The organism is Sandaracinaceae bacterium, assembly GCA_016706685.1.
In the GTDB taxonomy this organism is placed as follows: domain Bacteria; phylum Myxococcota_A; class Polyangia; order Polyangiales; family Houyiibacteriaceae; genus JADJJE01.
In genome coordinates this window covers 60,628-85,463 of sequence record JADJJE010000016.1, presented here as the reverse complement: position 1 = coordinate 85,463, position 24,836 = coordinate 60,628, and the positions used below count along the sequence as shown (strand labels likewise).

Genomic DNA, 24,836 nt, shown 5'->3' with positions numbered 1-24,836 from the left:
GCCGAGCGTCTTGCAGCGCTCTTGCTCGGGGCACTGCACGCGCGTACAGTGGCCCCCATGTCCAGCGAAGCGTTCGATGGGCGCCGCCGTGCGCCGTGGCAGCGAGAAGTCGGTATCGCCTCGGTGCTCGAGCGTTGGGAGGACGGCCGGCGCGGCAAGAACATGGTGCTGGCCCACGAGCTGCCGCCGCGCGAGGCGCGCACTGGCCCCGTCCCAGACTCGCTGGCGGGGCCCGTGCGCGAGGCGCTGCAGAAGCGAGGCATCACCTCGCTCTACACCCACCAGCTCGAGGCCCTCGCGCACGCCGCCGCGGGGCACGACTTCGTGGTGGCCACGCCCACCGCGTCGGGCAAGAGCCTCTGCTACCACCTGCCGGTCATGGACGGCCTCGCGCGGGACAGCACCGCGCGGGCGCTCTACCTGTTCCCCACCAAGGCGCTGGCGCGTGACCAAGAAGACGGCCTGCGCGGGCTGCTGCGCGACGCGGGCATCGGGCAGGGCGCCATCACCTACGACGGGGACACCCCCGGCGACGCGCGGCGGGCGGCGCGAGAGCGGGCGGGCGTGCTCATCACCAACCCGGACATGCTGCACGCCAGCATCCTGCCGCACCACGCCAACTGGGCGCGCTTCTTCGCCAACCTGCGCTTCGTGGTGGTGGACGAACTCCACATGTACCGCGGCGTGTTCGGCTCGCACCTCGCCAACGTGGTGCGGAGGCTCCAGCGCATCGCGCGCTTCCACGGCAGCGAGCCGCTCTTCATCGCGGCGTCGGCCACCATCGGCAACCCGGCCGAGCACGCGTCGCGCATCGTGGGCCGCCCCGTGCGGGTGCTGGGCGAGAGCGGCGCGCCGTCGGGCCCGCGGCACGTGCGCGTCTACAACCCGCCGGTCATCAACGCCGAGCTGGGCATTCGCGAGAGCTACATCAAAGCGGCCGTGCGCCTCACGGTGGACCTGGTCTCGGCCGACGTGGCCACGCTGGTCTTCGGGCAGTCGCGCAACGGCGTGGAGGTCATGCTCAAGTACCTGCGCGACAAGATGCCCAACGTGCCGCCGGAGAGCATCCAGGCCTACCGCGGGGGCTACCTGCCCGACACGCGTCGACGCATCGAGCTGGGCCTGCGCGAGGGCAACATCCGCTGCGTGGTGTCGACCAACGCGCTCGAGCTGGGCATCGACATCGGCGCGCTCGATGCCGTGGTGTGTGCGGGCTATCCGGGCACCATCGCGGGGCTCTGGCAGCGCTTCGGCCGCGCGGGCCGGCGGCAAGAGCCCAGCATCGCCGTGCTGGTCACCTCCAGCCAGCCGCACGACCAGTTCGTGGCGCGCGACCCCGAGCAGATCGTGGGTGCGCCCGTGGAAGAGGCGCGCATCGACCCGAACAACGTGGAGATCCTCATCCAGCACCTGAAGTGCGCCGCGTTCGAGCTGCCCTTCTCGGAGTCGGACCCGTTCGGCGACGTGCCTCGCGACGCCCTGGCTGACGCGCTCGGGTTCCTGGCCGAGCACGAGGTGGTGCACCCCGCGCGCGATGGTCGCGGCGAGCTGGTCTACCACTGGGCGGCTGGCAGCTACCCCGCCAACAACGTGTCCCTGCGCAGCGTGGGCTGGGACAACTTCGTCATCATCGACCTCGACACGGACAAGACCATCGCCGAGATGGACTGGCGCAGCACGCACACCATGCTGCACGTGCAGGCCATCTACCAGCACGACGGCGGGCAGTTCCAGGTGGAGCGCCTCGACTTCGACAACCACAAGGCGTTCGTGCGCGGCGTGGCCCCGGACTACTACACCACCGCGCAGACGCACACGCGCGTGAGCGTGCTGGAGCAAGACGACCAGGCCAGCGTGCGCCTCACGCCGGACGTGTCGCTGGCTGCGGGGCTGGGCGACGTGAGCGTCATCGAGCGCGTGGTGGGCTACAAGAAGATCAAGTTCCACACGCACGAGAACGTGGGCTACGGCGACGTGCGCCTGCCCGAGATGCAGATGCACACCACGGGCTTCTGGCTCACGTTTCCGGAGGACTGGGTGCAGGCGCGCCCAGAGCCCCGTGCCGCGGTCATCGATGCGCTGCGCGGTCTGTCCAAGGCCATGCACACGGTGGCCAGCATCGGCTTGATGGTGGACCCACGCGATCTCGGCCGGACGCTGGGGGACAAGACCGACGCCGACGGACCGCCCAGCAAGGGCGTGGGGGGCGGGCCGGGCTTCGACCCCACCATCTTCCTCTACGACTACGTGGCCGGCGGCATCGGCCTGGCCCCGCGCCTGTTCGACGAGCGCGAGGTGCTGCTGCAGCGCACCCGGCGCCTGGTGGAGGCGTGCGAGTGCCAGGCTGGCTGCCCTGCGTGCATCGGCCCCGACGCTGGCGAGAGCGACGAGCAGGGCGAGCCCATCGCGGGGGTCATGCCCACCCGCAAAGAGATCGTGCTGGACGTGCTGCGCTCGGTGGGCGTGCTCTCGCTCCACTAGAACACCCTTTACATCGCGGTGCGCCGCGACTACCCAAGGCAGCGTGTCCTCCCTCCGCACTCGTCTCGGCCGGCTGACGGTGCCCACCGCCGGTGGAGTACCCGCTCCCGTGCCCGAGCCGGCGCTGCCCGAGGCACCCCCCGCACCGGAGGCGTTGGGCCAGGGTGTGCGTGGCGATCTCGACCGCATGCGCACGCGCGGCAGGGCACGCCGCAGCGCACCCGGCTGGGAGCACGTGGCTCGGGGCCCGCGCGTGCACGAACTGCCGGGTGCCACGCACCTCACAGAGCACGGGGAACTGCATGTGGTGGAGCACCGCTGTGCCCTCGAGCAGCAGCACGGCGCGCGCGCCATCAAGGCCGCCCGCACGGTGGACGCCGACGTGGTGGCCACCCTCGCTCTAGACCCGCAGATGCGCGGCCTCGACTTCTCGCGTGCGCTCTACATCGACACCGAGACCACCGGGCTCATGGGCGGGACCGGCACGGTGCCCTTCCTGATCGGCACCGCCGCCTTCGAGGGCGAGCAGCTGGTGGTACGCAAGCTCATGCTCCGGCGCCTGGGGGAAGAGGCCCCCATGCTGCACGCGCTGGCCGAGCAGCTGCGCGAGGCGAGCTGCGTGGTCAGCTTCAACGGCAAGAGCTTCGACTGGCCGCTGCTGCGGACGCGCTTCGTGATGAACCGCGTGAAGGCGCCGCCGGTGCCGCCGCACCTCGACCTGCTGCACTGTGCGCGGCGCGTGTTCAAGGGCCGCATGGAGCGGGTGCGGCTGGTGGACATCGAGCGCGAGGTGCTGGGGTTCCAGCGGGTGGACGACGTGGCCGGCAGCGAGATCCCAGGGCTGTACATGGCCTACCTGCGCGGCGGCGACGCGGCGCCCATCGCGCGCATCATCGAGCACAACCGGCTGGACTTGATCGCCCTGGCGGCGTTGCTGGCGGAGCTGGTGGGCCAGTTCGCGGGGCTGGGAGCCGAAGAGGACCCGCGCGACAAGCTAGCCTGCGCACGCGTGGCCGAGCGCGCTGGGGATGGCGGGCTGGCCCGGGCGCTGGCGAGCGCGGCGGTGCTGACCCACGGGCAGGGGGCGAACGCTGCCGAGGCGTGGCTGCTGCACGCGCGGGTCGCGCGCCGCGAAGGCGACGTGGACCGCGAAGAGCAGGCCCTGCTGTCGGCCGTCCTGTCCCTCGAGGGATCCCCAGACGGTGCAGGGCAAGCCACCCCGCTCACCCACGCCCACGTCCACTTGGCCCTCGCGAAGCTCTACGAGCGAAAGCGCAAGGACCCGGAGCGCGCCCTGCCGCATGCACGCTTGACGGTCCCCGCCGAGGACGAGGACCAAGCAGCGCGTCGGCTGGCACGCCTCACGAGGCGCGTCTAGCTCACGCCTTCTCTTCGAAGAGGTTCTTGTAGGTGAGGCCCGCGAGCACCCCGCCCACGATGGGCGCCACCCAGAAGAGCCACAGCTGCGCCAGCGCCCAGCCCTGCACGAACACCGCGGGGCCCGTGCTGCGCGCCGGGTTCACCGAGAGGTTGGTGACCGGGATGCCGATCAGGTGGATGAGCGTGAGCCCGAGGCCGATGGCGATGGGCGCGAAGCCCGCGGGGGCGCGCTTGTCCGTGGCCCCCATGATGATCATCAGGAACATGAAGGTGAGCACGATCTCGGCGACCAACGCGGCGACCATGCTGTACTGCCCTGGGGAGTGTTCCGCGAACCCGTTGGACGCGAAGCCGCCTGCGAGCGAGAAGCCCGGGGCGCCCGAGGCGATGACGTAGAGCACGCCCGCACCGGCGCATGCGCCCACCACCTGGGCCACGATGTACTGCCCCGCTTCGCCAGCAGGGTGACGGCCGCCCGCGACCAAGCCCAGGGTGACGGCCGGGTTCAGGTGGCAGCCCGAGATGTGCCCAATGGCGTATGCCATGGTCATGACGGTCAGACCGAAGGCCAGCGAGACCCCCACGAAGTGGATGCCGTGCTCGGGGAAGCCGGCCGCCAAGACCGCGCTACCGCAGCCTCCGAAGACCAACCAGAACGTTCCCAACACTTCCGCAATGAGTCGCTTCGACAAGGGCATGGAGCCCTCCTTTCCATGAGTTGCCGGGACACTATCCCAAAACAGGGACATGTCGATGGTTTTCCGCCGACCCCTCATGAGGCTCCCGTTCATTGGGGAGTGTCAACGGCCTAGAAGTTCTGTATGTTCGCCACATGTCCGACGACGAGCGGACCACGAACCCCCACCGGACCGTCATCACGGCGGCCGACCTACCTCCCCAGGCCCCCAAGCACCAAGACGCGTGCCTGGTGGTCATCTATGGAGACGACCTCGGGCGCCGCATCCCGCTGACGCGCCGTCCCACGGTAATTGGGCGCTCCAGCAAGGCGGACGTGCAGGTCGACCAGGAGAGCGTGTCCCGCAACCACTGCCGGCTGCTCTACCACAAGGACGCGTACGTCCTGCAGGACATGGGGTCCACGAATGGGAGCTACGTCAACGACACGCTGGTGGACACGATCGTCTTGCGTGACGGTGACCAGCTGAAGGTCGGGCGCACCATCCTGAAGTTCATCGTGGGTGGCAACGTGGAGGCCCAGTATCACGAAGAGATCTACCGCCTGATGACGGTGGACGGGCTCACGCAGGTGCACAACAAGCGCTTCTTCGACGAGGCGCTCGAGCGTGAGGTGTCGCGGTGCACGCGCTACGGGCGGACCTTCGCCCTGGTCACGTTCGACATCGACCACTTCAAGGGGGTCAACGACACGCACGGACACCTCGCTGGGGACGCCGTGCTCCGCCAGCTGGGCGTGCTGGTGCGCGACCACGTGCGCCGCGACGACATCGTGTGCCGCACGGGCGGCGAGGAGTTCGCCATCTTGGCGCCCGAGCTGGACGGCGCGCACGGGCTCATCTTCGCGGAGAAGCTGCGCACGCTCGTGGAGACCACGCGCTTCGAGTTCGAGGGGACGCGCCTGCCGGTGACCGTCAGCCTGGGGGTCGCCGAGTGGTCGTCCACCATGCAGTCCGGCGACGACCTGGTTCGCAGCGCCGACATGAAGCTGTACGACGCGAAGCGCACGGGCCGAAACCGCGTGGTGGGCTGAAGCGGCTTCGGGCCCTCACCAGGGCTGGTTGGCCTTCATGACCAGCGCCAACAGCAGCTGCGCCGCAGCCAGCGCCTCCACCGAGCGTCCGCGGGCCGAAGCGGGCACGGCGGCGATGGCCGCGACGGGCAGCAGGAAGAGCCACATCCGGGCCACCTCGTTGGTGCCGCTGAGCGCGCTCACGGCCAGCAGCGAGGCAACCACTCCCAGCGGCAGGAGCGTGCTGGTGACCTGCCGCGCCTCGCGCAGGTGGCGCAGCGAGCGAAGCGCACGTGCCAGCAGCAGGCCCACCAACGGGAAGCCCGCGTAGAGCGCCCACTCGAGCAGCGCCCAGACGCGCCACGGGCCTACGGGCACCGCGGCCTTCCAGCGGTCGTGGTAGCGCATGGCCGCCGCGAAGCGGTGAGCGGGCTGGTAGTCCAAGAGGAGGACGAACGCCGCCGTGACCCCCACGGCTCCGAGCGTGAAGCCGAGCAGCGTGAGCACACTGCGCCGCAGGGGCCGCGCCGCGTGGCGGGTGGCGAGGCCGAACGCGGCGACCACGCCCAGCACCAGGCCGAGGGCGGGCAAGAGCGAATAGGAGACGTACAGCCCGGCACCGAAGACCACGCCGGCCAGCGTGGCCAGAGACAGCACGCGCGCCGAGAGGGAGAGCCCGCGCTGCGGTCCGTGCATGCTCATGGCCACGCTGACCAGCCACAGCGCCAGCACGGCGCACAGCGGGTAGAGCGCCCCATCGAGGTGGTAGGTGATCAGCAGCAGCGCAGGGCTTGTCGCGGTCAGCACGGCCGCGGCGGCACCCGCCTCGAGATCGCGCGGCGGGCGCTCGGGCGCCGGCGCGCTCGCGGCGTGATCTCGCTGGTGGAGCCGGGCGCCCAAGAGCACCACCAGCGGCAGCAGCAGCGCCGTGAACAGCGGGAACAGCAGCACGGACGCGACGAAGCCGTCTGGGTAGCCGGACACACGCGGGCTCAGCTGGGCCAGCGTGCGCAAGCCCGTGAAGCGGCCTGCCAGCGGCCCGCGACCCAGGGCGTCGAGGCCTGCGTAGACGGCCAGCGCGCCGGGGGGCTTGGTGGGCGCGAAGACCCCCAGCTCGCGGGCCTCCGCGCGCTCGTCATAGTGCTGAAGCACGTCGCGCAGGTGACCGCGCGTGCTCTGTGCGATCGCATGGAACTCGCCGTGACCGCCTTCGTGACGGGCCAGCAGCGAGTCCTCACGGTTGGCGTCGAGGGGCACGAACAGCGCCTGCGTCACGAGCCCCAGGGTCAGGGCCGCGGTCAGGGTGCCGGCGGTGTGGCCAGCCCGCGCGGCGCGCAGCGTGAGGTGCACCAGCCACGGGGTAAGTAGGCAGACGGCGGCCATGGCCCAGCCGGCCCCGAGCCCCCGCACGATGGGCGGGTAGAACCACCCCGGCAGCCGATGGATGCCGGGCAAGTGAGCGGCGAAGAGCACCAGCTGCAGCAGCGTGAGCAGCCCGAGCCCGAGCCATGGAGCGGCGCGCGAGAGGCGCTGGCGGAGGGTGGGACGCGCTTGCATGCGTGGCCCCGTCAGCGCCGCTCGGCCAGGAACGCGAGGCCCACCGAAGCGGCGTCGGCCGACAGCCACCGTGCGTCGAGCGCGTTCAGGGCGTCGGTCAGCGTGACCAGCCCACGCGGTGGCCGCCGGTCGCGCACGTGCAGACCGCGACCCGAGCCGGTGTCCGAGCCGCCGCTGTTCTTCGCGTTGGTCTTGAGCAGGCGCTGCAGCAGCCCGGGCACATAGAGCTCGCTCGCCGCTGCGAGGGCTCCGCTCAGCGGGGTGATGCCCGTGACTCGGAAGCCGGCTCGGTCCAGCCAGTGAGCTGCTTGCTCGCGGCGCACCAGCCAGGAGTGGCCGTACCCGTAGGCCCCGATGGCGAGCGGCAGGCGGGTGCGCCTCCGCGCGTGGTTGATGGGGTCGTAGGTGCGCGGGAAGTCGTGGTTCGGGCACGTCAGGATCAGCGCGCCGCCGGGTCGCGTGACGCGGGCCAGCTCGGCCACCAGCCCGAGGGGGTCGTCCACGTGCTCGATGACCTCGAGGCACGTGACCAGGTCGAAGGCCGCGTCCGGGTAGGGCAGCTGGGGCCCCGTGACCTGCGTGTAGCGCACGTTGCCGAGGTCCGCGTTGAGGGCGGCCGCGCGCGCGAGGTCGCCGGCGTTCACGTCACACGCGTCCAGCTCACGCGCGTGGGCGGCGAGGCAAGCGTGCAGCTCTCCCTCGCCGCAGCCCACGTCCAGCGCGCGGGCGAACGCAGGCTCTCCCGCGCGCCCCGGCGCTCGCGCCGAAGCCAGGCTGCTCAACGTGGCGCGGATGTATTGCTCGCGCGCGCGGTAGGTGGGGAAGAGCAGCTTGAAGTTCATCGGAGTGGGGTGGCGAGCGCGTCGGTTCGCGTCCGACGCGCGGCCGCCTGGCGCAGCGCGAGCGCGCCGAACTCCAGGATGGCACGCGCGATGACGTCCACGCGAGCGCCGCTCTGTTCGCCTGCCAGCCGCGGCCGGTGGGTGACCGCCAGCTCGCCGACGCGCAGCCCTGCCACGCGTGCCGCGGCCAGCATCTCGGCGTCGATCAGCGCGCCGGTGGCCTGCAGCGCGAGCCCGTCGAACAGGTGCTTGGGATACACCTTGAACGCGCAATTCACGTCGCGCACGTGCACACCCAGCAGGTGGTTCACGGCGGCGCTGAAGGTGGCACCAAACGCACTCCGGACATATCCATCACGCCGCGCGGCGCGGTAGCCCGTGACCACGTCGTAGCGGCCCAGCAGCGCCAGCAGGCGCGGCAGCTCCGCGAGGTCGAACTGGCCGTCCGAGTCCGTGTAGAAGATCCACTCGTGCTGGGCGTGCTGGAAGCCCGAGCGCAGCGCGGCGCCGTAGCCCAGGTTCTGCGGGTGGGTCACCACGCGCACCCGCTCCTCCGCGCGGGCGAGGGCATGGGCCACGTCGGCCGTACCGTCGCGGCTGCCGTCGTCCACGATGATCACCTCGAGCACACCCGCGCATGTGGCCCCCACCCGTAGCGCGTCCCTCACCACCTCGGCGAGTGTCTCGACCTCGTCGTGGGCAGGCAGGACGACGCTCAGCCCGCGCACGAGCAGGGGGCTTGGCAGCGCGTCGAGGGTTCCGGTCGTGGGCACGGCGGGGGGATGGTAAGGGGCGCTCATCGCTCGGGCAACCCCATGGCTCACCACACGTATTCCCGCCCCGAGGGTGCCGCCAACGGCCGCGAAGCTGCTACCGTCCGCACCGTGTCGGAAACCCCTGCGAGCGTCGTCACGGCGCCCGAGCCCGCTGCCCAGCAGGGCGCAACGCCATGGCGTGAGACGTGGGCGTCCGTCGCCCTGGTGGCGTGCGTCTACCTCTACGTCGTCCCGTACTACCCGGCGCTGAACAACCCCAACGAGAACGTGCGCGTCTACATGACGGCGGCGCTCGTGGATGACGGCACCTACGACATCGGGGGGCCGCGCGCGCGCTGGGGCTGGGTGAACGACGCAGCCTGCGTGGACCGCTTCCCCGATGGAACGCTCTTGCCCTGCGACGGCGGCGCCCCCGCGAACGCGACGCGCGCCTACTACTCGGTGAAGGCGCCTGGGGCGAGCTTCCTCGGCGTGCCGGGCTACGCGCTCTACCGCGCGCTGTCGGGGGGCGAGGGGGACGTCAGCCTGCGCTGGTCGGTCTACAGCATGCGGCTCAGCGGGACCATCCTGCCCACGCTGCTCTTCCTGATCGGGCTGCACCGCTTCCTCGGGCGCCACACACGCCGGCGTCACCTGCGCGAGCTCGCGTTCTTCGGGGTGGGGCTCGGGTCGGTCATGGTGGGCTACGCGTACCTCTTCGCGAGCCACACGCAGAGCGCCGCGTGTGCTTTCGGCGCATTCATGATCTTGTACGACGCACGGGAGCAGGCACGGCAGCGCGCGGCCAAGGGGCGCCGGTCCGCGGTCACGTGGGACTCCGCCGCGGCCGCCGGAATGCTGGCGGCAGGCGCCAGCCTCTTCGAGTACCCCTGCTTCGTGCTGAGCGCGTTGCTCTCGGTGTATGCGCTCGTCGCGATCCGCCCGCTGCCGCGTATCTTCGGCTTCGCGATGGGAGCCATGGTGCCCACGCTGCTCATGATGCACTTCCAGTGGCGCGCGTTCGGCAACCCGCTGTCGCCCGGCCACCTCTTCGTGGAGAACCCTGCGTTCCGAGCGGGCCACCAAGAGGGCTTCTTCGGCGCCGAGAGCTTCCACTGGGACGGCGCCTTCTCGCTGCTCTTCGACGGACGCCTCGGCATGTTCGCCACGTCGCCGCTCTTGGCCCTGGGTCTTGCTGGCCTGCTGGCGGTGCTCGTCGCGCCGGAGGCCCGCGGCCGCCGCGTGGACGCGCTGGTGGCCACGCTCGCCTGCGTGGGGCTCTACGTCTTCATCTGCTTCATGAACATCTGGCACGCGGGCTGGTCCATCGGCCCGCGCTACCTCGTGGCATTGGTCCCCTTCCTGGGCTTCTTCGGCATGGTGGCGCTCGACCGCCTGTCCCGTCGCGCGAGCGTGATGGCCGCCGCACTGGGCCTGGGCCTGCTCCTGGCGGGTTTCGTCAGCGCGTCCCTGCCGTCCATCTACTACCCGCACCTCATGCCGGAGATCTCGGTGCCCGTGTCGCAGCTCATGCCCGTGTTGCTGGGTCACGACTTCGCGCCGTACAACGCGGGCAACCTGGTGAGCTGGTACGGCAGCGCGTCCATGGCGCCGCTGCTCTTGGTGGCCTTCTTCGCGGCCCGGCGCAGCACCCCCACCGCGCGCGAGCTGCCGTCGCTTCCTGCGCGCGCGGGGGTGGTGGGGGGTGCCACGCTGCTGGCGGCGCTGGTGGTGGTGCAGCACTTCGTGTGGGAGCCGGAGGAGACCCCGGAGGTGCGCCGCGCAGTAGCCTTCGTCTGCGAGCAGTGGGCGCCGGCGGGGCATGATCGCGCCACGCGCCTGGCGCCCTCACAGCGCATCCATGACGTGGCGCTGCTGGTGGACCTGCTCCGTGATGAAGGGCGCGACCGCGAGGCGGACCTCACCCAGCGTCACCTCGACGGTCTGCGCGCGGCCGAGGACACCCGTGCTCGCCGAGGCAACACACCATGAGTGATGGTGCAGCGGGCGACCCTCGCCGTGAGCGGCGCATCGCGCTCCTGGTGACGCTGGGCCTGGCGCTGGGGCAGTGGGGCAGCTCGCTCCTCACGGGGTTCCACACGGGCTTCGGCGACTGGCAGATGGTGCACCACCACTGGGAGGCAGCCTGGGTCACGGTGACGCGCTTCGGGGAGATGCCGCTCTGGGACCCGTTCCACTGCGGCGGCGTGCCCCTGCTGGGAAACCCGGAGAGCCAGACCTACGGTCCACAGTTCCTGCTCGCGTTCGTGCTGGGCACCACGTTGGCGCAGAAGGTGTTGGTCATCCTGCACGCCTGGTTCGGGTTCTACTGGGCCTTCCGTTGGGCGCGTGCGCATCACGGGCTGTCCGTCTTCGCCAGCTACGTGGCGTCCATCACCTGGGCGGCCAGCGGCTACTTCGCTTGGCAGATCGGGGGTGGGCACGCGACCTTCCTGCCATTCTATTTCGCCCCCGCGCTCTTGATGGCGCTGCGTGCGTCGGCGATGGACGCGCGCGCTGCCGTGGCGGTGGCGGCGCTCTTGGCCCTCACCGTGATGGAGGGCGGCACCTATCCCTTCCCGTACTTCGTGGTGCTGGCCGCCTTCGACGCCTTGGTGCGCCTCGTCCCGCGGCGCAGCGGCGAGGCCGGCGCGGAGGTCGCACGGCGGCTGGGCTCGCGCTGGGGCGTGGTGCGCGGGTTGCTGCTGGCAGCCGTGCTCACCGCGCTGCTGGGGGCCATACGCTTCATTCCCATCCTGGACGTGCTGCAGCGCTACCCCCGCCTCATCGAGAGCAGCGACAGCATGCAGCCCTTCGAGCTGCTGGACCTCTGGGGGCGTTGGTCTTTCCCTTGGGAGCACCCGCTCCACGAGTTCGTCTGGCCCGAGTACGTGGCCTTCATCAGCCCGCCGCTCCTGGTGCTGGCCATCGCGGGCGTGGGCGTGGCCATCAACCGCCGTCGCCACCTGGCGTGGGTGGGGGCGCTCTTCTTCATCGCCCTGCTGCTGGGTGACCACGGGCCTTACTCGCCCTGGGCGTTGCTGCATCGGCTGCCGGTCTACGACTCGCTGCGGCTGCCCTCGCGCTTCTCGGGCCTGGCCACCCTGTACGTCGCGGCGCTCGCGGGCTTCGGCTTCGACGCGCTGCTGGCTGGGTTCGAGTGGTTGCGCGAGCGCTACCGAGAAGCGTTCCGCTGGCCACGTGTGCAGCGCGTGATTCCGGGGCTCATGGTGGTGGCCGCCACCGCGTGGCTCTTCGCGTGGAGCGCCACGGTGAGCGACAAGTGGCACGACCCCCCGCTCTCGCGTGACCCCCCGGCCGAGTCCTTCCACTACGCCCCGGCGCACCTCTACGGGTACCTGCTCGCGAGCCTGCCGCGCCTCAATCAGGGCACAGCCATGTGCTACGTCGGCAACATGAACTGGCGCATCGCGAACGGCCTCTGGGAGGGCCAGCGTCCGCAGGCGCACGTGGAGGGGCGCCGCAACCGTGCGGGTGAGGTGGTGGAGGTGGTGCGCACGCCCAACCGCTTCCACGCCACGGCGCAGCTCATTCGTGACGGGCGCGTGGTGTTCAACCAGAACTACGACCCCGACTGGCAGACCAACCACGGCAAGGTCGTGGATGATCGCGGGCGCCTCGCGGTGGATCTGCCGGAGGGCGAGCACAAGATCATCGTGCGCTACGCGCCGCGCGCCTTCATCCCCGGGCTGGCAGGCACCTGTGTGGGGCTGCTGCTGGCGTGGGTGGCGTTTGCCTACGGGTACCGGCGAAAGACGACCGCGGCCTGAGACCGTCAGCGGTCGAAGTGGGTCATGCGGTCGAAGTTGCGATGCGAGTCGTAGAGCGTCTCGTAGTGCACCGCGAAGTAGGCGCTGCTGAAGAGGAACGCAGCCAGCCCGGCCCCCGTCATGAGCCGCGCGGCACCGAGTGAGCGCCGGGTGGGCCATGCCTCTGCCACGATGAACGGGACGAGCGCGACCAGCATGAACGGCGTGATGATGCGCCGCAGGACGACCCAGCCGGCGGGTGCCATGGCCCACGGGAGGTCGTGCATGAAGTTGAAGCCGTACATCACCAGCAGGCCGAAGAGCAGCAGGCCACCGAAGAAGGTGGGCCGCTCCACCAGATCCGTCAGGAAATGGCCCGCTCCCAAGCAGATGAACGGCATCATGGGCAGGATGTACCAGCCGAACGTCCAGTTGCCGCTCGAGAGCGCGAGCGCTGCCAAGTAGATGAGGGGCAGGCTCAGCACGGCGCGGCGCGGTGCATCCAGCTTGCCGAACGCCAGCGCGTACGCGAGCCAAACGAAGAGCGTGTGCCCGTGCCCCACCAGGTTGTGGTTGATCAGGCCGTCCGCGAAGAAGCGCGGAAGGATGTTCCAGTGCGCCGGGCGCCCGCCCGCCTGCGTCCCCGTGCTGAACACGAAGAGGTCGAGGTCCACGTAGGCGCCGTAGAGCAGCAGCGGCAGCAGCCCGAGCACGCCGCCTGCGCAGGCCAGCAGCGCGGGACGCAGGCCTCCGCGCATGAAGAACAGCAGCACCAGCGGCGGCAGGAAGAACGCGCCGGGCACCTTGGCCAGCGCACCCAGCCCCGTGACGAACGCGGCCAGCCAGATGAAGCGCTCGCGGCGCTCTGCGTCGGCGTCCCAGCGCAGGAGGAGATAGACGCCCAGCAGCGCCATGGGCGTGAGCAGCGCCTCCTCTTTCACGACGCGCTGCTGGACCACCACGTTGGGCAGCGCGCTGTAGAGCAGCGCCGCGAAGTAGGGCGTGGGCGTACCCGGAAAGAGGCGGCGGCCGATCATGAAGAGCAGCAACAGCGAGGGTACGAAGAGCGCGATGGGCACGAGGCGCGTGTGCGTGAGCCGAGCGTGCAGGTAGTGCTGGGCGCCACCCAACTTGGCGGCCGCGCCGGCCAGCAGGTGGAGGAGCGGTGGGTGCTCGAGGTAGGGGCGGATGACTTGGAAGGGGCGCGCTTCGAAGTACGAGACGGGCTCGATGACGACGCGGTCTCCATACTCGCCTGCCCACAAGGACCAGCCTTGCGTGGTGCCATCGGTGAGCAGCTGGTATCCGTTCCAGGTGGCGAAGAGCTCGTCGGGGTTCTCGTGGAAGTCGGGCATCACCTCGTAGTCGAAGAGGCGCGCGCCGAGACCGAACGCGAGGATCAGCAGCAGCGCCACGTGCCCCGCTCGCGCTCGCCAGCGCACGGCGTCGCGGGTGGCCAGCAGCGCGAGGCACGCCAGGAAGAGCAGCCCGGCCGACATCACCCATGGGAGGGCGGGCGAGCGCACCAGCGGGACTGGGCTTTCGGGCGACAGGGCACTCACCGGGACACGCGCAAAGCCACTGCCCGCCGCGCGGTGATCACGGTACTCGAGCGCCACCGAGGCGTCCTCGGGGAACGTGGCCTCGAGGGTGATGTGTACAGGGTGTCGCCCTGGCGCGAGCTCGCTCGCCGCGCTCTCGATGCGCAGCCGCGTGCCGCGCGTGGGGCGCACGCGCAGGCTCCAGGAGGCTCCCTCGGGGACCTCGATCAGGCCACGCAGGGTGACCCGATAGGGCACCGGGCCGGTGGGCACGGGGTGCGCGCGGAAGTTCCACTTCTGCAGCACGATGGCGTTCAGCCGGTGGCGGCTCCTGAACGCGGGGCGCGGCTCGAAGCCGTGGTGCACGGGGAAGTAGCCGTCGTGACCCGCGCGTGCTTCGACCACCAGGTCGAGGCCGTGGGACGCCCGCTCGAGCCCCACGACCGCGCCTGCGCACAGCAGCACGCCAGCGAGGATGCCGAACGCCAGGGTGATGCGACCAGGGCTCAACGGTACGCCTCGGGGATGTTGGTGGTGGCGATGAACGCCTCCATCCTGCGCAACAGGTCGGACTGCTCGGCGATGCCGCCATCGATGCGGTTCACGCGCTCACGCGGGTCAGCGACCATGTCGTAGAGTTCGGTGGTGTCGTCCGTGAGGTCACGGATCAGGTGGTAGCGCCCCAAGATCATGGCCTTCACATGATGCGTCGGGCGCGACCAAGAGTTCTCCTGAAAGATGGCGCGCGCCGGGTCGGGCCGACCGCCCAGGAGCGTGGGCACCAGGCTCTCCATGGTGGTGCGGCTGGGCGTGGGGACGCCCGCGAGGTTCAGGAACGTCGGGAACACGTCGCCCAGCGCCACGGGAGCCGCCACCCTGCGCGCCTCGAGCTCCGCCCCGAAGAACACCAGAGGGACGTGCGTGACCTCGCGGTAGAGCGTGCGCGCGTGCGGGTCGCGCCCGTGCTCGCTGAAGTTCTCGCCATGGTCGGCGGACAGCACCACGAAGCGGGGCCGAGCGTGCCCATCGTCGAGCGCGAGGCGGATGGCCTCGGCCACGAACTCCTGCACGTAGCGGATCTCCTCGTCGTACAGGTCCATGGACTGGTCGCCGAACTCGAGGGCGGGGTGGTCCACATAGGGGTGGTGCGGGTCGAAGAAGTGCAGCCACACGAAGCGCGGCGGGCGCACGTGTTCGCTCGCCGGGGCGTCGTCCGCCGGCGTGCTCAACAGGGGGCGCGCGCTGTCCAGCACGAACGGGCCCAGCTCACGCGGGCGTCGCTGACAGACCTCGTCGAACTCGTCGAACCCGCGGCGCAGGTTCCACGTGGGCGCCGCGAACATGGACCCGCACAGGCGCGCGTGCGTGGTGTAGCCGGCGGCCTTGAGGTGCTCGGCCAGGGTGGTCTCGCTGTCGGCGTAGTTGGGTGGGAAGCCCGTGGCGACCAGCTCGGCCTGGAAGGGGGTCTTGCCCACCATCAACGACCACATGCTGGGCGCGGTCCCGGAGTCCTGGCTGTACGCCCGCTCGAACACCACGCCGCGGCCCACCAGGGCATCGAGATCGGGCGACGTGGGGTGCGCGTCGTACCCCATGAACCCGAGGTGATCCGCGCGCAGCGCGTCTACCGTGATCAGATAGAGATCCGGTTGGTCCCCCGTCAGCGGCGCGATGGTCAGCGGCCCGCTTTCGTCTTGGGCGGCGGCAGGCGTGTCCCGACCGTCGCAGTTCTCGTCCACACCGTTCTCGGGCAGCTCGCGCGCCAGCGGACTGCGGGTGCCGTCGAAGGGGGCGCAGTCGGCGCCGAAGGGGAACGACGCGACACCGTCACGGTCGAGGTCGCTGACGGACTGGAGCCCCGCCACCAGGTAGCCGGTACTCCACGTGGCGCGCGTGGTGAAGCTGCGGGCGCGCGGGAGGCGCCAGCCACCCAGGATGGCGACAGACGCCAGGAGCGCGACCGCGAGGGCTACGCGCCCCGGATGCGCCAGCCCCCGCGGCAGCGCCACGAAGAGCGTGAGGCTCAGCGACACCAGCACGAGCGGCGGCATCAGCGCATGCGCGCCGAGGTGCGCCAGCGTCTCGTGCTGGGTCGCCACCACCGCCACCGCGAGCACGGCGGCCACGACGAGCAGCCCTGCCAGCGCCGCGCGCGGAGGTGGCAGGCGAGGGACCTGCAGCAACACGCGGCGGAACGCCACCGTCAGCAGCGCGGCGCAGCCCAGCACCAGCGGGGCCAGCACGCCGAGCAAGAGCGCGATGAACTGGGGAGCCTCCGAGCGAGTGACCACGAAGTAGGCGCAGGCAGCGCTGAGCCCCACCAGCCCCAAGAGCGTGACGGGCAGCGTGAGGATCGAGACGCTCGCGCGCCGTCCGAGGGCGGGGTCCGAGAGCGGCGTCCCCCGCGCCAGCACGGTGCGCAGCGCCGACGCGTTGGCGGCGAGGCTGCCCGGGGCCACCACGCGCTCGACGCCCTTGGTCAGCCCAGCCATTCCGAGCGCGGTCAGGCTGACCAGCGCGGTCACCAGCACCGCCCCGCCCACGCTGAAGGGGAGCTCCGTGGCCAGACTCGTCAGGAGCTCGAGCGCGGCCGTCGCGAGCCCCGCCAAGAGCCACGCCCGAAGCCATGCGCCCGCGTCGGACGAGGCGCCGCCCGCACGATCTCGGTGGCTCCCGCTCGAGCCCGGCGGCGCGTCGGTCATGGGTTCGGACATGCGCGGCGGATGATAGAGGGCGCGCGCCGGCCGCGCGAGAGAACACGACGCCCCACGCAGGCCGACTGCCAGCCCGAGGTGTCAACGGTCGAGGAGGCTCGGCGGCACCGCGAAGGTGTCCAGCTCCGCCAGCAGCGCAGCCCCCCGCGCGCTATGCGCCGAGAGGGTGGCGCTGCGGCTCAGCTCCCCCGTGATGGCGAGCGTCAGCACCGCGTCCGGCCGGAGCTCCTCCTCGAAGCGCACACCCCACTCCACGATCGCGACGGCGCCCTGCTCGCGACGTTCCTCGAAGCCCAGCTCCGAGACCTCTTCCGGGCTCCCCAGACGATAGAGGTCGGCGTGCAGCACCGGGAGGCGGCCCTCGTACTCGTGCACCAGCGCAAAGGTAGGGCTGGCCACGGGGTCGTCCTCGGGCACCCCCAGCGCGTGCACCAACGCGCCCGCCAGCAGCGTCTTCCCAGCCCCGAGCGGCCCCTCCAGGATCAGCAGGTCACCGGGGGCGAGCCCGTGGGCCAGGCGCCGTGCGAGCGCACGGGTCTGGTCTTCGTCGGCGAGCGTGAAGGGCAGGGTGGTCATGACGAGCGGCCGCGTTCTCCTGCCATCGTGCGCGCGCCTCCGCCAGTCGTCTTGCGCGGTGCACCTCGGGCTGTGACGATGGCCGCGATGCGCTCGCTCGTGACGTACCCGCTCTGCTTGCTGCTCGGGACGCTCGCGTCGTCCTCTTGGACCAGCGCGCAGCCGGCCTATGTCACGGCCGACGAGCCGCGCGACCAGGTGGACCTGCGCGCGGTGCTGGACCCGGACGCGCACCGCATCGATGGGACGCTCCGCTGGCGCTTCACCAATCGCAGCGCCGCGCCCGTCACAGAGCTGTATTGGCACCTGTATCTCAATGCCTTCCGTCGGGAGGGCAGCGTCTTCACGCGTGAGGGGGGCACCGAGATCCGGGATCGCCAGGTGGGCGAGGAGGGCGCCATCATCCTCACCGCGCTCGGCCTCGCGGACGGGCGAGACCTCCTCACGCGATCCACGCTCGACGTGGGCGTGCCAGAAGACCAGACGCAGCTCCGCACCACCCTCTACGAACCCCTTCTCCCCGGCGCTACGCTGGACCTGCGCGTCACCTTCGTCAGCCAGCTTCCCGAGGCGGTGGCCCGCAGTGGCTTCGTGCGCGACTTCCACGTGGCCGCCCAGTGGTTCCCCAAGCTGGCGCGGCTCGAGGCGGGCGGCACGTGGGCGCACTTCCCCTACCACGGGCTAGGCGAATTCTATGCGGACTTCGCGGACTACACGCTCACGGTGGTCGCCCCCGCCGACATGGAGGTCGTCGCGGGTGGCGCGCCCGTCGAGGCAGAGGCTTCTGGGCAGCAGCACCGCGTTCATCGCTTCACCGCGCCCGCGGTGCACGACATGGTGTTCGTCGCGGCCCGCGAGCTCCGCGTCATCGAGGACACCGAGCCGCTCGCCACCCACAGCGTGCTCGTGCGCGTGGTCCATCCACCGGGCTTCGAGCGCGTCGCGGCCGACCACCTCGCGCTCACGTGCCGGGGGCTCGCGTACTTCTCGCGCCTGTTCGGCGAGTACCCGTATCCCGTGCTCACCGTGGTGGTGCCGCCGGAGGCCGCGGAGGCGGTGAGCGGCATGGAGTACCCCACGCTCTTCCTGACCTCCGGGCCGTGGTGGGGCTCCGCGCGGCCCCTGTTGGGAGCCGGGGCCGCCGAGACCACTGCGCACGAGCTGGCGCATCAGTGGTTTCAAGGGCTGGTGGCCACCAACGAGGTGCGCTACCCGGCGCTGGACGAGGGGCTGACCAGCTGGGCTACGGGCGCGCTGCTGCGCGAGGTGCACGGCTCCGCCAGCGGCGCACGGGTGGGCGGTGTGTCCCTCGATGGCTTCGAGCTCGACCGCAGCTGGGCCCTCTCGCACCAGGTGGCGCCCGCGCCCCTCTCGCCAGCCCATGCGTTCGAGACAGAGTCGCTCTACCGCACCATCTACGTCTACATGCCGTTGATGCTGGAGACCATTGCGCGCGCCTGGGGGCGAGAGCGCCTGCTGCGCGCGCTGGGGAGCTACGCCCGTGCTCAGCGCTTCGCTCATCCTTCTCCCGACGCGCTTCGAGAGGCGTTTCGCGAAGAGTACGGCGCCTGGTTCGTGCGTGACGTGCTCGACCCCGCGCTCACACGTGGGTGCACCGCGCGGACGCAACTGGGCGAGGTGGAGTCCGTGTGCGACGACGGTGGCTGCAGGACCGAGCTGGTCGCGCAGCGACACGGCTGCCTGCCCGTCCCGCTCGAGGTCGCCGTTTCGACGAACGCCGGCGTGACACGCCACTCGTGGCCGGGCTCGACGCGCGAGCTCCGCCTGCCCATCGACGTCGACACGCTCGTGCGTGTGGAGGTCGATCCCCGGCGCCGCAACCTCACGGACGCCCGGCGCCTCGACGACGTGCGGGTCTTCGGTGAGCCGAATCCATGGGCCACGTCACAGGTGGGGGCGTCGCTGCTGACGCGGCTCCTGGGCTTCTTCCACCTGGCTTTCTCACTCGCGGGTCCCTAGCCCATGGCGGACTCGCTGCAGGTGTCTGGTCGCCTTCCTCTTCGCCGCGTCATGCTCACGGCGGGCTACGTGCTCATCGTGGAGAGCGTGTTCGCGGCGCTCGCGGCGCTCGTCGTTCTGTCCTACGCCGAGGCCGGCTTTCGCGACGTGGCGGGCGGGCTGCGCGGTGCCCTCGCCGAGCCGGGCGCAGCGTTGGTCGTCGAGGGGCTCCTGCCCTTCTTCTTCGAGCACGCCTCCCGCTGGGTGGCTGTACTGGTGGTCCTCTTCACGTTGCAAGCCGTGTTGGCCCCGCTGGTGCAGCTCGTGTGGCTCGCGGGCCTGTCCGAAGGCACCTCGCAGAGCGCGCTCCGCGTGGGCCTCTCGAGCTATCTGGCCGCGCTTCGGCTGCGCGCGTTGCTGCTGGTGCCCGCCGGGTTCGTCGTCGTCCTGATCGCCATCCTGGTGACCTACGCGTCGTTGGTGCTGCGCGCAGCCAGCGAGCGTACTCATGACCTCGCGCTGGTAGCCGCGCTGCTCCTCGGCGCGGTGCTCTTCACGCCCCTGCGCGTGCTGGCCGACCTGGGGCACGCCGCGTTGGTCCGCGCCAACCTCGACGGGGATACCCCCAGCGCGAGGCAGGCTGTCCGCATCGGTCTCGGCGCGCTCTCCCTCGGTGCCTACCGCCGCTGGGGCTTCTCGCTGCTGTTGGGCCTCTTCGCACTCTGCCTGGGCGCAGTCACGGCGGCGGACCAGGTCGAGTGGCTCGCGCTGTCGGCGACGCAGCTCGCCGCGTACGTGCGCTATGCCTCGCGGGGAGCCTGGCTCGCGTCGGCGCTCGGTTCCGTGTCGGGTGAGCGGCGCTTGGGGAGCAGCACCCGGAACACCGCGCCGCTGCCGTCTTCGGCGTTCCCCGCGGAGATGGTGCCCCCATGATCCTTCACGATCTGCTGCACCAAGGTGAGCCCTAGGCCAATGCCATGGCTGCGCCCCGAGTAGAACATCTCGAACACGTGCGCTTGCGCGTCGGTGCTCAACCCCGCGCCGTGGTCGCGCACCTCGAGGCGCGCCCGGGTCCCTTCGTCCACCGCTCGGACGGAGACGCGCTGCCCGGCCACCGACGCTTGCAGGGCGTTGCGCAAGAGGTTCCAGAGCACCTGACGGAGCTGGTTGTCGTCGGCCAGTAAGACCACCGAGGTGGCAGCGTCGCCGTCTCCGTCGTTCACGGTCAGGTCGATACCCACGCCCAACTCTTCGGCCTCCACGCGGGCCATGGCGACGATCTCCGTACAGAGCGCGCCCAGGTCCACCTGCGCAGGGGTCGGCCGTGAGGGGCGTGCCACCCGCAGCATGGTCGCCACCAGTGCGTTCAAACGCTCGGTCTCACGCAGCACGATGCCCAACAACCGCTGATCGTCTTCGTGCAGCGCCGCGCTCTCTCGAATCAGCTCCACGCTTCCCGAGATGCTCGTGAGCGGGTTGCGGATCTCGTGCGCCAGGCCCGCTGCCAGCTTTCCGAGCTCCGCCAGGCGCTGTGACTCAGCCGCCTGATTCCGCAGTCGGTTGACCTCGGTGAGGTCTTGGAAGGTGATCACAGCGCCCGTCACGTTCCCCGTGGCGTCCATCAGCGGGGCCTCACGAAAGCCGACCGGGAACGTGCTGCCGTCGGGGCGGTGGGCCACCCCCTCGGTGCGATGGCGGGCGGGGGTGGCCTGCGGGAGAAAACGCTCGATGGGCTGCCCGAGGAGGGCGTGCTCGTCGGTCTGGAACATGGCGACCGCGGCGGGGTTCATGGACTCGATCAGCCCGGTGGGGTTGGTCGTGACCAGCCCGGACGAGAGCGAACGCACGATGTCCACGTTGCGCCGTGTCAGCTCGGCCACCGCGCGCTCGGCGTGAGCAAGCTGTCCACCGGCGGTCTGCACGCGCAAGGCGAGATTCGTCGCCAACGCCGCCACGGCGCCAATGCCCACCACGTTGCTCAGCGTGAAGGTCGCCAGCTCGGCGGTCGAGATGGCCATGGCAGTCTCGAGCTGGTCGGGGGGTGGGGGCAGCACTCCCACCAAGACGCTCCAGCTGATGCCCAGGAACAGCGCGATGGAGGCGCCCGCGACCCACAGCGCGGTGGTGGGTCCCGCTACCATGGCGCCGGCCAACGTGAGCAGCCCGTACAGGAACGTCAGGGGGCTCGCGGCCGATCCCGTCAGCCACAAGAGTGCCGTGGTCGCCAGCAGATCGACGGCGAGCAACAGCTCCACCGAGCCTGGCGTGCGACGCACGAGACCCACCAGCCCGATGGTGCTCGAGCCGAAGAGCACCACATCGAGCGTGAACATGGCGTCCCGCGTGAAGGAGTAGCGCCCCGCGACGAGCCCGGTGGCCCCGACCAACACCAGCGTCGCAACCGCCAGGCGCGCAAAGAGCCACGCCAACAGGCGACGTTCGATGGGCGACCTCGCCGTCGGGGGGGCGCTCGCGTCCGCTTCGCTGGCGTCGCCCATGAGCCGCGTTAGTTCGCGTTGATGCTGTCGGCGATGGTGAAGATGGGCAGGTACATGGCGATGAGCACGGTGCCCACGATGCCGCCGATGAACACCATCATGAGCGGCTCCACCAGCGACAAGAGGCCTGCCACCGCCACGTCGACCTCTTCTTCGTAGAAGTCGGCGATCTTGTTGAGCATGGTGTCGAGAGCACCGGTCTGCTCTCCGACGGCGATCATCTGCACCACCATGGACGGAAACACAGCGGTCTCCATCAGAGGCTCGGACATGGTGCGGCCCTCACGCACCTGGCTGGCGGTCTTGTTGATGGCTTCCTCGACGATGACGTTGCCGGCCGCACGCGCCACGATGGCCATCGCGTCCAAGATGGGAACGCCCGAGCTGAGCAGCGTGCCCAGGGTGCGGGTGAAGCGGGCCACCGCGATCTTTCGCATGACCGGGCCGAAGATGGGCGCGGTGATCATGGCCTTGTGCCAGAAGCGCTTCCCGTTGGGCGTCTTGTAGCTGTACCGCACGCTGGTGATGCTGGCGGCGATGCCTAGGAACAGCCAGTGGACGTTGTTGCGGAACCACACGGAGAAGCCGATGACCTTCTGCGTGAGCCACGGCAGACCGTCCTCGGAGCCGAATTCACGGAACATCTCCTGGAACGTCGGGATCACGAACTGCAGCATGATCGCGATGACGCCGAACGCGATGATCAACACGGAGCTCGGGTAGATCATCGCGGAGCGGATCTGCCGCTGCAGCTTGACCCGCTTCTCGATGTAGACGGCGAGGCGCCGGAGAATGGCGTCGAGGATACCGCCCACCTCACCGGCTTGGATCAGGTTCACGAAGAGGTCGTCGAAGACCTTGGGGTGCTCCCGGAGAGCATCCGAGAACGTGCCGCCCTGCTCCACGAAGCCCTTCACGTCGGTGAGCAGCTTCTTGAAGGTGGCGTTCTCGCCCTGCGTGGAGAGGATGTCGAGGCACTGGACCAGCGGCAGACCCGCGTCGATCATGGTCGCGAACTGGCGGATGAACACCACCAGGTCCTTGTCGGTGACGCCGCTCCCAATGGTGAGGTTGAGCTCCTTGGGCTTCTTCTTGACCTTGACCGGGTTCAGCTGTTGGGTGCGCAAGCGCTGCTCGACCACCTCGAGGGTGTCGGCTTCCATGACTCCCTTGCGGGTCTCACCTGTGCGCGCTTTCGCTTCCCAAACCCACTCGGCCATGGAACCTCCGGTTCTCTCGTCTCGAAGAGCCCATGCTACTTGAAGCTCGACCAGCGCGTCAAAAACCACCGCACGATTGCAGCGTCACGCGACCGCGAGCGGCCACGTGCTGGAGCTGTCGGTGCGGCGCCTCAGCGCAAGTAAGGGTTGGTGCCGAAGCTGAAGCCGGTCATTTCGGCGGGCGCGGAGTCCATCCCGGCGGGCGGGGTGGCGGCTGCCTCGGAAGTCATGGCCGGTTCGGCCGCCGTGGTGGCCGCGGTCTCGGTGGTGGTGCCCGCCGTTGCGGTGGTGCCGCCACGCGGGCGACGTCCCCCCGTGCGACCGGCCGCTTCGTCCACGGTCATACCATCTGCGGTCGCGCCAGCCTCGGCCGTTTCGGTGCCTGGGGCCAGGCCGTCTTGGCCGTCTCGAGGGGCTGTTTCCGGGCTGGCGGCGGCGACGGCCGCCGTGTCCGGAGCCACGTCCGGCGTGGGAGTCGGTGTCGCAGCCACCGCAGGCTCCGTGGTGGACGGCCCCAGCGGCTGGGCGGTGGGCGTGGGCCGGTTGGCCACCTGCCACGCCAGCAATCCCCCGCCAACGAAGGCGACGAGCAGCAGCGCCACGACCAGCATCTTGATGCCGCTCCCGCCGCTGGGCTGGGGTGCGGGCGTGACCATGGCCGGCAGGGTGTGCTGCCCGCTGAGGATGACTGGCATCATCCCCGTGCCGGACTCGGAGTGCATCCCGGTGATCATGCGCCGCCCGGAGATGCCGGGGAGCGACATGGAGCCCGAGGAACCGTCGCGCGCGACCGGCATCAGGGCTTCGCCCATCTCGCGCTGGCCCAGGGACTCGATGGCCTCTTGCACACGCGCGCGCTCTTCGTCGAGCTTGGCGCCGATGAGCTCGGTGGCCAGCGCGCCCACGGCGCGGGTGCTGGCGATGCCGCCGTTCAGGCGCGCCACCTCTTCGGCGGCCTCCATGAACTCGTCTGCCGACTGAAAGCGCTGGTCCGGGTCGCGGTGCAGCGCCTTCTCCAGCAGGGCATCGAAGGGCTCCAGGTCCGGCCAGAGGCTGGACGGAAGCGGGATCGGATCGTTCAGGATCTTGGCCAGCGTGGCGGCGTTGTTCTCGCCACGGAAGAGGCGCCGCCCCGTGAGCGACTCCCACAGGATGATGCCCATGCTGAAGAGGTCCGAGCGCTGGTCGGCCTCGCCCGTGGACGCCTGCTCGGGCGCCATGTAGCTGAGCTTGCCCTTGAACTGGCCGGCCCGCGTGGAGGCCATGCGGACCTCGGCCTTGGCCACGCCGAAGTCGGTGAGCCGGCTGATGCCGTCCGTGCCCACCATGATGTTGTGGGGCGAGACATCGCGGTGGACGATCTTGAGCGGTTCGCCCTTGTCATCCGTGAGCGAGTGGGCGGCTCCGAGGCCACCCAGCGCATCCACGACGATCTTCATGACCAACGGGGTCTCGAGGCGCCTCCCCTGCTTCGCGGAGCGACCGAGCAGCGCGCCCAAGTGGTCGCCCTCGATGTACTCCATGACCAGGAAGTAGCCGTCGCCGCCCGAGTCGCTGATGTCCAGCGTGGGCACGACGTTGGGGTGGCGGATACGAGCCGCGAGCCGCGCCTCGTCGAGGAACATGGAGATGAACTCCTCCTCGTAGGCGAGGTGCGGGTGGAGCACCTTGACGGCCACCAGACGCTCGAAGCCCGCCACGCCGATGGCGCGCGCGATGTACACGGCCGCCATGCCGCCGGACGCGAGCTGCATGAGCACCTCGTACCGGCCGAGCACGCGCCCGGCCATGCTCCGTGCTTCAGTGGCTCCCCCGGGAGCGTTCGCAGCTGCGGT

General features: G+C 70.4%; 16 protein-coding genes. 6 read left to right on the top strand and 10 right to left on the bottom strand.

What is annotated here, in order from left to right; genetic code table 11:
* The first annotated feature begins 57 nt into the window (after window positions 1-57).
* Window positions 58-2,481: a DEAD/DEAH box helicase gene (locus IPI43_20440; protein MBK7776473.1), complete on the top strand. Its 2,424-nt coding sequence runs from the start codon at window positions 58-60 to the stop codon at window positions 2,479-2,481.
* Window positions 2,482-2,524: 43 nt separating this feature from the next.
* Window positions 2,525-3,859, top strand: coding sequence for a ribonuclease H-like domain-containing protein (locus IPI43_20435; protein MBK7776472.1), 1,335 nt, complete (start codon window positions 2,525-2,527; stop codon window positions 3,857-3,859).
* A gap of 1 nt (window position 3,860) precedes the next feature.
* Here IPI43_20435 and aqpZ read toward each other — a convergent pair whose 3' ends face one another.
* On the bottom strand, window positions 3,861-4,559 hold the full coding sequence (aqpZ, locus tag IPI43_20430; protein ID MBK7776471.1) for an aquaporin Z: 699 nt from the start codon (window positions 4,557-4,559) through the stop codon (window positions 3,861-3,863).
* 134 nt (window positions 4,560-4,693) lie between these two features.
* On the opposite strand from aqpZ, the gene IPI43_20425 reads away from it, so the two are divergent.
* Window positions 4,694-5,590: a GGDEF domain-containing protein gene (locus tag IPI43_20425; GenBank protein ID MBK7776470.1), complete on the top strand. Its 897-nt coding sequence runs from the start codon at window positions 4,694-4,696 to the stop codon at window positions 5,588-5,590.
* Between the two features lie 15 nt (window positions 5,591-5,605).
* Here IPI43_20425 and IPI43_20420 read toward each other — a convergent pair whose 3' ends face one another.
* Genes IPI43_20420 through IPI43_20410 form a run of 3 tightly spaced genes read right to left on the bottom strand, consistent with a single transcriptional unit; the run spans window position 5,606 to window position 8,741 of the window.
* Entirely contained in the window at window positions 5,606-7,126 is a 1,521-nt protein-coding gene (locus IPI43_20420) for a hypothetical protein (protein MBK7776469.1), read from the bottom strand.
* Window positions 7,127-7,137: 11 nt separating this feature from the next.
* Entirely contained in the window at window positions 7,138-7,968 is an 831-nt protein-coding gene (locus IPI43_20415; protein MBK7776468.1) for a methyltransferase domain-containing protein, read from the bottom strand.
* Window positions 7,965-8,741 (bottom strand): glycosyltransferase family 2 protein, encoded by a 777-nt coding sequence (locus IPI43_20410; protein MBK7776467.1) that lies wholly within the window; start codon window positions 8,739-8,741, stop codon window positions 7,965-7,967. The genes IPI43_20415 and IPI43_20410 overlap by 4 nt, the downstream gene beginning before the upstream one ends.
* A gap of 111 nt (window positions 8,742-8,852) precedes the next feature.
* On the opposite strand from IPI43_20410, the gene IPI43_20405 reads away from it, so the two are divergent.
* Window positions 8,853-10,715: a hypothetical protein gene (locus IPI43_20405; GenBank protein MBK7776466.1), complete on the top strand. Its 1,863-nt coding sequence runs from the start codon at window positions 8,853-8,855 to the stop codon at window positions 10,713-10,715.
* Window positions 10,712-12,514: a hypothetical protein gene (locus IPI43_20400; GenBank protein ID MBK7776465.1), complete on the top strand. Its 1,803-nt coding sequence runs from the start codon at window positions 10,712-10,714 to the stop codon at window positions 12,512-12,514. The genes IPI43_20405 and IPI43_20400 overlap by 4 nt, the downstream gene beginning before the upstream one ends.
* Before the next feature lie 5 nt (window positions 12,515-12,519).
* Here the strand turns inward: IPI43_20400 and IPI43_20395 are convergent, their stop codons facing one another.
* From IPI43_20395 to tsaE, 3 genes are all read right to left on the bottom strand, one after another.
* Window positions 12,520-14,544: a glycosyltransferase family 39 protein gene (locus tag IPI43_20395; GenBank protein MBK7776464.1), complete on the bottom strand. Its 2,025-nt coding sequence runs from the start codon at window positions 14,542-14,544 to the stop codon at window positions 12,520-12,522.
* Window positions 14,541-16,748 (bottom strand): sulfatase-like hydrolase/transferase, encoded by a 2,208-nt coding sequence (locus IPI43_20390; GenBank protein ID MBK7776463.1) that lies wholly within the window; start codon window positions 16,746-16,748, stop codon window positions 14,541-14,543. The genes IPI43_20395 and IPI43_20390 overlap by 4 nt, the downstream gene beginning before the upstream one ends.
* A gap of 81 nt (window positions 16,749-16,829) precedes the next feature.
* The gene (tsaE, locus tag IPI43_20385; protein ID MBK7776462.1) at window positions 16,830-17,324 is read right to left on the bottom strand and encodes a tRNA (adenosine(37)-N6)-threonylcarbamoyltransferase complex ATPase subunit type 1 TsaE; all 495 of its coding nucleotides are present in this window, start codon (window positions 17,322-17,324) and stop codon (window positions 16,830-16,832) included.
* A gap of 87 nt (window positions 17,325-17,411) precedes the next feature.
* Here tsaE and IPI43_20380 point away from each other — a divergent pair, with 87 nt between their 5' ends.
* The gene (locus IPI43_20380; GenBank protein ID MBK7776461.1) at window positions 17,412-19,304 is read left to right on the top strand and encodes a M1 family metallopeptidase; all 1,893 of its coding nucleotides are present in this window, start codon (window positions 17,412-17,414) and stop codon (window positions 19,302-19,304) included.
* Window positions 19,305-20,083: 779 nt separating this feature from the next.
* Here IPI43_20380 and IPI43_20375 read toward each other — a convergent pair.
* The 3 genes from IPI43_20375 to IPI43_20365 all read right to left on the bottom strand — a co-directional run bounded on the left by IPI43_20375 (window position 20,084) and on the right by IPI43_20365 (window position 24,755).
* The gene (locus IPI43_20375; protein ID MBK7776460.1) at window positions 20,084-21,781 is read right to left on the bottom strand and encodes a PAS domain-containing protein; all 1,698 of its coding nucleotides are present in this window, start codon (window positions 21,779-21,781) and stop codon (window positions 20,084-20,086) included.
* A gap of 8 nt (window positions 21,782-21,789) precedes the next feature.
* Window positions 21,790-23,001: a type II secretion system F family protein gene (locus IPI43_20370; protein ID MBK7776459.1), complete on the bottom strand. Its 1,212-nt coding sequence runs from the start codon at window positions 22,999-23,001 to the stop codon at window positions 21,790-21,792.
* A gap of 131 nt (window positions 23,002-23,132) precedes the next feature.
* A complete protein-coding gene (locus IPI43_20365; protein MBK7776458.1) occupies window positions 23,133-24,755 on the bottom strand; it encodes a protein kinase in 1,623 nt (540 codons plus the stop codon).
* Window positions 24,756-24,836: the final 81 nt, after the last annotated feature.

What these genes read in the sequence shown, in the direction of transcription:
- IPI43_20415 (MBK7776468.1), bottom strand. Translation starts at nt 7,968, where the DNA reads ATGAACTTCAAGCTGCTCTTCCCCACCTACCGCGCGCGCGAGCAATAC.
- IPI43_20375 (MBK7776460.1), bottom strand. Translation starts at nt 21,781, where the DNA reads ATGGGCGACGCCAGCGAAGCGGACGCGAGCGCCCCCCCGACGGCGAGG.
- IPI43_20400 (MBK7776465.1), top strand. Translation starts at nt 10,712, where the DNA reads ATGAGTGATGGTGCAGCGGGCGACCCTCGCCGTGAGCGGCGCATCGCG.
- IPI43_20380 (MBK7776461.1), top strand. Translation starts at nt 17,412, where the DNA reads ATGCGCTCGCTCGTGACGTACCCGCTCTGCTTGCTGCTCGGGACGCTC.
- tsaE (MBK7776462.1), bottom strand. Translation starts at nt 17,324, where the DNA reads ATGACCACCCTGCCCTTCACGCTCGCCGACGAAGACCAGACCCGTGCG.
- IPI43_20425 (MBK7776470.1), top strand. Translation starts at nt 4,694, where the DNA reads ATGTCCGACGACGAGCGGACCACGAACCCCCACCGGACCGTCATCACG.
- IPI43_20365 (MBK7776458.1), bottom strand. Translation starts at nt 24,755, where the DNA reads ATGCAGCTCGCGTCCGGCGGCATGGCGGCCGTGTACATCGCGCGCGCC.
- IPI43_20370 (MBK7776459.1), bottom strand. Translation starts at nt 23,001, where the DNA reads ATGGCCGAGTGGGTTTGGGAAGCGAAAGCGCGCACAGGTGAGACCCGC.
- IPI43_20420 (MBK7776469.1), bottom strand. Translation starts at nt 7,126, where the DNA reads ATGCAAGCGCGTCCCACCCTCCGCCAGCGCCTCTCGCGCGCCGCTCCA.
- IPI43_20390 (MBK7776463.1), bottom strand. Translation starts at nt 16,748, where the DNA reads ATGTCCGAACCCATGACCGACGCGCCGCCGGGCTCGAGCGGGAGCCAC.
- IPI43_20440 (MBK7776473.1), top strand. Translation starts at nt 58, where the DNA reads ATGTCCAGCGAAGCGTTCGATGGGCGCCGCCGTGCGCCGTGGCAGCGA.
- aqpZ (MBK7776471.1), bottom strand. Translation starts at nt 4,559, where the DNA reads ATGCCCTTGTCGAAGCGACTCATTGCGGAAGTGTTGGGAACGTTCTGG.